Source organism: Herbaspirillum sp. B65 (genome assembly GCF_000333555.1).
Lineage (GTDB): Bacteria > Pseudomonadota > Gammaproteobacteria > Burkholderiales > Burkholderiaceae_D > Herbaspirillum > Herbaspirillum rubrisubalbicans.
The window spans coordinates 1-6,965 of record NZ_BADI01000691.1; the positions used below are offsets into that span (position 1 = coordinate 1).

A 6,965-nucleotide genomic window follows, 5' to 3' on the forward strand; every position below is an offset into this window, starting at 1 on the left:
GCGAGGAGGCAATGAGAAAAAGACTTTGGATCTGGCAGCGTATTACGTCACGCTCGCAGATAAGTTTCAGAACTTCTTGACCTCGATATTGAATTTCTGCAGCGCATAGCCCATCTGGCGCGGCGAGATGTTGAGTGCGCGGGCTGCCTTGGCTTGCACCCAGCCACATTGCTCCATGGCCCAGATAAGACGTTCGCGTTCGGAAGTCGGGGGCGCGGCCGCCAGTGGCTTGTCCTTGGCCATCCCACTCGGCGAAGATGGCGCCGTATGCGCGGATATGCGCTCCAGCGGCACCACCACGACCGGTTGCTGCTGGCCGGGTTCATGCAAGACCTTGGTCAGGCATTTGTTTTGCTGACAGGAGAAATGCACCTCGGTGATCAGATCGCCGCGCATCATGGTGGCAGTACGCTCGACACAATTTTCCAGTTCCCGTACATTGCCCGGCCAGTAGCAATTCATCATGACCTTCATGGCCTGCGGTGACATGGCCACCATGGCACGCTGGTTCTCCACACGGAATTTTTCCAGGAAGTGTTCCACCAGATAGGGAATATCCTCGCGCCGTTCGCGCAGCGGCGGAATGAAGATGCTGACCACATTGATACGGTAATACAGGTCGGCCCGGAACTCGCCCTTGGCCACCGCTTTCTCCAGGTCGCGGTTGGTGGCGGTGACCAGACGCACGTCCACCTTGATCGAACGCGACCCGCCGACCCGTTCGAATTCACGCTCCTGCAATACCCGCAGCAGCTTGGCCTGGAAGGCCGGCGAGATCTCGCCGATCTCGTCGAGGAACAAGGTGCCGCCATGGGCGAGTTCGAAACGCCCCTTGCGTTCACCCTGGGCCCCGGTGAAGGCGCCCTTCTCATGGCCAAACAATTCGGATTCCAGCAAGGTTTCCGACAGGCCGCACAGTTGACCTTGATGAATGGCCCATCCTTGCGTGGACTGAGGTAATGGATGGCGCGTGCGATGACTTCCTTGCCGGTGCCGCTCTCGCCGCGCAACAGCATGGTCGAGCGCGAGGGGGCGGACTGGTGTACCTGGGCGAACACTTCCTGCATCGCCTTGGAAATGCCGATCACGTTATCGAGCTTGTACTTGCCCTGGAGTTGCCGGGACAGTTGGCGCTTTTCCTCTTGCAGTTGCCGGCGCTCGGCCGCCACGCTGCGGTACAGCCGGACGGTTTGTCCGATCAGGTTGGCCACCATGGTCAGCAGGCGCACCTCATGGTCGACTCTACGCGAGGGCGATTGTCCATCCCGAAATACGCACAACACACCCAGCATTTCACGGGCAGCCTTGATCGGTACGCCGACAAAGGAAATGACTTCCCCGTCTTGCGACTGGCGCGGGCTGGTGCGAGCCAGGAACAGCGGCTCCTGGGCCAAGTCGCGCACCACGATGGGAGTTTCGGTCTGGAAGATCTTGCCGGTGATGCCCTCGCCGACCCGGTATCTGCCACTCTGGAATTCTTCGTAACTCAGGCCGATGGCGCTGACCAGTTGCAATTCGCCGGAGTCCTGCATCAGACTCAGCAATACCCGCTTGGTTTCCAAGTGGGCGGAGAGGACGTTGAGGACTTCGCGCAGGGTCTTGGATAGATCCAGCGATGAACCCAATATCTTGCTGATCTCGTAAATCGTTACGAGTTCTAAATTCACACTGCGGTCGTCGAGAATAGTGGCCATCTGACTCTCCAAACGTGAATACTGGAACCCCATGCGCTGCCTGCGAGCGCTAGAAGCCACCTTGTTGCTCTGTCGTGCGATCCGAGATCATGAAAAGCGACAGAAAAAGCGCCGTGTAATTACCGAATAGTTACCTTGCTGGTCAAGCAAACTTCATGCCCAAGCAGATGCATGAATCGATCTCGCCAAGCAACACCACATAACGCCGGCTTTGCTCGAGGTCGCCTTGGCGGGTTGACGACAATGATGTCGTCTTTGTCGGATTTACGACAATCATCGCCACTGGCGCAGCAATCATAAATCGTCGCTATCCCATTGATTTAAAAGAAAAATATTGTATGGCATGGTTTTGGCTATTCATACCTGCATCGGCCGCTCACCGGCCAAGCGAAACGACAAAGCAGAGCAAGCCGGTAGCCCAGCCAGCGTTATGTAGCGAGATATACAGACCTCCAACATCCACCATCGCCCACTATGAATGTGCCTTCGACTTCCGAACCCGGTGCACCACGTGCGTGCTGGGCGCCCTGCTCCCAGGCATGTTATCTGACCCTGAACTGGCCGATCGCCGGCCCGGCGATGGCGCGCGGCACGCAACAGGTGATATGTGAACCGCCACAATTACCTCAACCGGCGCACCGTCTGCTGGCGCTGTGTGATGAATCCGGTTTGCGCAAACTGGTGCTGCATCATATGAGGCGCTTGCGCCATTCCCCGCTGTTCGCACGTTCGCACAATTGTTTTGATTGCGTCAGCTCGCGCATCGCCGACTTCGTGGTGGAGTCATGCGGCGGTCCGCTCTACTACAGCCAACGCCATGCCCATCTGCAAGCGGGCGCAGGCTTGCCGTTGCTATTGGACGAAGCTGGGCGCGAACTGTGGCTGGTACAGCTTTGGCATACCTTTGACGATATCGGTTTTCCGCCCGCGCTGCGGGCCGACTTCTGGGCCTGGGCCGAACCCTTGTCGATTCATCTTTTGGTACGTCATGCGCGCGTCAAACCGCCGCGGCGCTACCCCTATGAGCTGGTACGCAGCTGGTTCCACTCGCCCGCCACCGACATGCTGCCGCCGATAGCGGATCTGATCCGGCCATCGGGAAGATCCGAACCGTGACCTACGCCATCCGGCATCGCATCCCCGCATCTGCTTCTTGATGCGGCCGGTCTGAGCGATGTCCAACTCTTTTTCCCGTGAACCTGCCATGCCGGATTACCCGCAACGCTACGGCGTCTTCCTCCATGTCGAAAATCCCCACGGCAACGCGCGCGATGCGCTGTTGCAGACCGTCGATCATGCCGTCGTGGCAGAGGCCCTGGGCTATCACGATGTCTGGGTCGCCGAGCACCATTACAGCAGCTTTGCCATCGGCAGCGCCTTGATGGTGCTGCTGGCCCAGATCGCCGCACGCACTTCGCGCATCCGCCTCGGTACGGGCGCTTCGTTGCTGGCACTCAATGATCCCTTGCGGGTTGCCGAGGACGTCGCCACGCTGGACCTGCTCAGCAACGGCCGGATGGAATTCGGCGTGGCACGCGGCGGCCCGTTTCCCGAGCAATATCGTCACGCCGGATTGAGCGGTGCCGATCAGGCGCGCGCACGCATGATTGAAGCGCTGGACGTCATCCAGCGCGCATGGCAAGGCGTGCCATTCAGTACCGAGGGACGATTTTTCCACTACGACAGAGTGCAGTTGCAACCGCAGCCGTGGCAACGTCCCATCCCGGTATGGCTGGCCAGCATGAGCGAAGATTCGCTTGATCTGGCCGCACGCCAGGATTACGGATTGATGGCCACACCCTCCGCCGATCTTGAGCAGGTGCTCACGCGGGTGGCAGCACAGCGTGCGCAGCGCGGTCACTTCCCGTTTGCCATCGCCCGCTTTTTCCATTGCGAACCCGAGGCGCACAAGGCGCTTGCCCATGGTCTGGCAGGTGTGCGTGCGTATCCGCGCATGATGCAAGTGCAATTCGCGCCCGGTGGCACCCCGCCCATGTTCCAGGCCGATGCCTCCGATCAGGTCATCCTGGCCAACGCCATCATCGGCGACCCGGCGCAATGCGTGGCACGCATCGGCCAGTTGCAAGAAAAACTGGGGCCGCATCGCCTGCTGCTCAAGCCTGCCAGCCATGATCCCCAGCAAGCGCGCGCAGCCCTGAGCTTGCTGGCGGGCGCGCTGGGACTGCAGCCATCGGCAAGGACATGAGTACCTTGCCTGCTACCGATACCACCTTGTTGAGCAGCGAACTGAAACTGGTGCATCGCCTGGACCAGCGCTTCTTTGCCCTGCTCGACGCCATCGCGCAAACCGGCTCGATCAATCGCGCGGCCAGTACGGCGGGCTACAGCTACAAGGGCGCATGGATGCTGCTTGAGTCAGCCGGCAACCTGGTCAATGGCGCATTGATTGAAACCGTCACCGGCGGCAAAGGCGGCGGCGGCACCCGGCTCACGCCCGCCGCGGTGGAACTGCTGGCCGTGTGGCGCGAGCTGCAACGGCGCAATCTCGAATTCCTGCATCGGCAGGAGACATGGCTTAATCAACTGCCAGCCTTGGCTGGCCTGCTCAGGAGAATGTCAATGAAAACCAGCGCACGTAATCAATTCGCCGGCGTCATCAGTGCGATCGATACCGGCCCTGTCACTACGCAAGTCACCGTCACCATCGCCGGCGGGCAAGAGATCGTGGCCACCATGACTACGACCGCCGCCAACCGGCTCAACATCAAGATCGGCAGCAATGCGATTGCACTGATCAAGTCATCGGCTGTGGTGCTGGTCACCGATTTTGCCGGTTTTTCCCTCTCGGCACGCAATCAGTTCGAAGGCACGGTATCGCGCGTGGAGCGTGGCGCCGTATCGTCGCTGGTAGTGTTGACCTTGCCTGGTGGTGCCTGTATGACCGCCAGCCTGACCAATGACGCCATCGATGCACTGTCGCTGACCGTGGGCCAGGCCGCTACCGCTGTCTTCAAGGCGTATGCAGTGATGGTGGCCGTTCAGCAACCTAGGCTGTAACAGCAAAGCAATAATCGATTTCTCGTGAAACAAGTGCTGCTACTTTCGGAAATAAATCCGTGGAAGAATGACTTTCTTCTGGTTTCCACAGGATACGTCGGAACCTCAGTAAAAGAGTGAACACGCATTAACTCTCTTCGGAGTGAGTCATCATTTTTTAAACCCAATGGCCGGGTTGGCCTGCACCCCAAAAGTTGGACACCGATCAAACCTTTTGGGGTGTTTTCGTGACGAAGTACCCGTTCGACGCTCAGTCGCCGGGTTGCCTTACGGGCGCGGGAGAACTCGGAAGGTGGCGTGTAATGCCCTACTAGAACATCTCACGTCGATTGATGAAATGAGTTCTCAAAACCTGCTCGGTAGCCAATCTGGTTGGCGCTTCGGCCAGTGAGGGAACTTTCAGCCGGAGCGTTCCTACTTATGCGTGGCGTTTCACTTTTAGTCTAAACCTGGCACGCAGGAGGAATCATGCTTGATTGGCTCGAGATCACGGGAATTGGCTGCGGCATCCTTGTCGTCATTCTGTTCCGCTTTGCACTTCGCAACAGCGTACGACAAACGGTAGCCGAAGAAATGGAGCAGTGGCGAAAGAGCGCGCGATTCGACGTCGAGGAGAGTCAGGTGCGGCCTTTGTCCTTCACCTCCTCCCGCCAAGAACTAGCGTTCGAATTGATGTGCAACCGCGACCTCTATCGCTAGCCGACAGCGCAGAGATCGCCCTCAAGGTTTACTGCCGGAAGAACCGGATTCCTTCATTGATATTGCACTGGTAGGAGATGCGCTCACCGAGTCGGGTATAACCAGGCAACTGGAACATATCGGCGGTAAACGTCACGGTCTGGTCCGCCTTGACTTGGTAGCGCAGGAACTGCCACAGTGGCTCCCCGTTTTTCCCCACAGTCGGATGGCTATCCGAAAAACTCAGCATCCCACCCATGATCAGATAGGCGCCGATAGTCAGGCCACCTTTGGCTTTTCCTGTAGGTTTTTTGGTGCTATCAGACTGGCAGCGGCTCAGGTCGAGCGAGACCGTCACGGTCGCTCCCTGGTCGAGCGCCTGTTCGATTTCGGCCTGGCTGGCCAATGCCGTCGTCGGCCTCGCTTCAGCAGAAGTGGACTGCGTGATCAAGTACAGCGCGATGGTGGATAGTGATGCCGCGGAAAGCAATTTCATTGGAGACAGTCCTTTCTCTTCAATAGGAGAAGCCTAGTCATCAAGAGAGAGGAAATCCGTTCATAAGTTCGTATTTTTTCTTGACAAAAATCTTTCAAGAAGTCGCTTTCTGAAGAGAACAGCGCACTAGAACTCAAGTGGAACCGATGCATTGCCTCCTACACTCAGCAGTCGAAACGCCACTTCTTATCCAATTCGATTGGGTTCGACATTGCGCGCACGTTCACAAAACCATTCTGGAACTCATTTCATCAATCGACGTGAGATGCGTTCTATTTAAAGTCAGAAATTTGCCTTTCGAAAAAATTGGCCACAAGGAATACTTTTATGCACCGTCTTAAAATCCAAACCGGCACCATCAAACCGGAAATAGAGCCTCCGGCTCAAACCGGCGTTGTGCCGGAGCAGAAGCCGCTCACGATCGCTTCCTCTTCAGGTGGCACGTTGAGACAGCAGGAAGGTGGTTTTCGCCACTCCCTGCGTAACGCACTGGAAGAACAGAACTCACCCCGTTCTCAGCGTACAAAACCCGTCCTGGCGAACGGGGTCAATCTATGCCGCGAGATCGGGCGTATGCTGGGAAATGCCCGTCTGAGCATGGAAACGCCCACAGTAATCGCTACCACCTATGCCAGCCGCATTACCCATGATCATGCGGAAAACATTGCGGCCAATCTGATTCTCGACCTTAACCTGATGTTCGAGGAAAAGTTGCAGCATGTGATCGAGGAAGAGCCCTACTTCACTACCGAGATCAAGAAAGGGATTGAGCTCATTCACTCACAACTCAATATCGAATCCATCGTCGTCGATCAGCATCATCCCTTGGGTAGCGATCACCGCGCCAACCGCATTGAATTCCTCTACCAGAAACTCAAGCAATACTATCCAGAGGGCGCACTGCGAAATCTGATCGACGCCCAAGATGGGCGGGACTCCACCATTAATAATTTCATCGCAAGACACCCTTTGCTCGACAGAAATGTCAGTGACGCCGACCGAGTGAAAGTGATCGGGTATCTGAAGCTAATCAAGCACTTTTCGGCCAGCATCCGTACTTTGGTGGATCGGTGGAATAC

The 6,965-nt window shown here is 57.2% G+C and carries 5 protein-coding genes and 2 pseudogenes; 5 read left to right on the plus strand and 2 right to left on the minus strand.

All coding sequences use genetic code 11. The features are described 5' to 3' along the window. Positions 1-66 precede the first annotated feature (66 nt). Positions 67-1,694 (minus strand): annotated as a pseudogene (gene nifA, locus I5W_RS16495) (nif-specific transcriptional activator NifA). 579 nt (positions 1,695-2,273) lie between these two features. Between nifA and I5W_RS16500 the strand changes: the two are divergent. From I5W_RS16500 to I5W_RS16515, 4 genes are all read left to right on the plus strand, one after another. Beyond that, on the plus strand, positions 2,274-2,810 hold the full coding sequence (locus I5W_RS16500; protein WP_238814137.1) for an oxygen-binding protein: 537 nt from the start codon (positions 2,274-2,276) through the stop codon (positions 2,808-2,810). 88 nt (positions 2,811-2,898) lie between these two features. Next, entirely contained in the window at positions 2,899-3,900 is a 1,002-nt protein-coding gene (locus I5W_RS16505) for an LLM class flavin-dependent oxidoreductase (RefSeq protein WP_044530036.1), read from the plus strand. Continuing rightward, a complete protein-coding gene (locus tag I5W_RS16510) occupies positions 3,897-4,712 on the plus strand; it encodes a TOBE domain-containing protein (protein WP_017453278.1) in 816 nt (271 codons plus the stop codon). Before I5W_RS16505 ends, I5W_RS16510 begins: the two co-directional genes overlap by 4 nt. A gap of 468 nt (positions 4,713-5,180) precedes the next feature. Then, entirely contained in the window at positions 5,181-5,411 is a 231-nt protein-coding gene (locus tag I5W_RS16515) for a hypothetical protein (protein WP_017453277.1), read from the plus strand. Positions 5,412-5,439: 28 nt separating this feature from the next. Here the strand turns inward: I5W_RS16515 and I5W_RS16520 are convergent, their stop codons facing one another. Next, positions 5,440-5,886 carry a VirK family protein gene (locus tag I5W_RS16520; protein ID WP_044530037.1) on the minus strand — a complete coding sequence of 149 codons (447 nt, stop codon included), beginning with the start codon at positions 5,884-5,886 and terminating at the stop codon, positions 5,440-5,442. Between the two features lie 327 nt (positions 5,887-6,213). On the opposite strand from I5W_RS16520, the pseudogene I5W_RS16525 reads away from it, so the two are divergent. Beyond that, positions 6,214-6,965 (plus strand): annotated as a pseudogene (locus I5W_RS16525) (hypothetical protein); the annotation flags it as partial.

What these genes read in the sequence shown, in the direction of transcription:
- I5W_RS16500 (WP_238814137.1), top strand. Translation starts at nt 2,274, where the DNA reads ATGGCGCGCGGCACGCAACAGGTGATATGTGAACCGCCACAATTACCT.
- I5W_RS16505 (WP_044530036.1), top strand. Translation starts at nt 2,899, where the DNA reads ATGCCGGATTACCCGCAACGCTACGGCGTCTTCCTCCATGTCGAAAAT.
- I5W_RS16510 (WP_017453278.1), top strand. Translation starts at nt 3,897, where the DNA reads ATGAGTACCTTGCCTGCTACCGATACCACCTTGTTGAGCAGCGAACTG.
- I5W_RS16515 (WP_017453277.1), top strand. Translation starts at nt 5,181, where the DNA reads ATGCTTGATTGGCTCGAGATCACGGGAATTGGCTGCGGCATCCTTGTC.
- I5W_RS16520 (WP_044530037.1), bottom strand. Translation starts at nt 5,886, where the DNA reads ATGAAATTGCTTTCCGCGGCATCACTATCCACCATCGCGCTGTACTTG.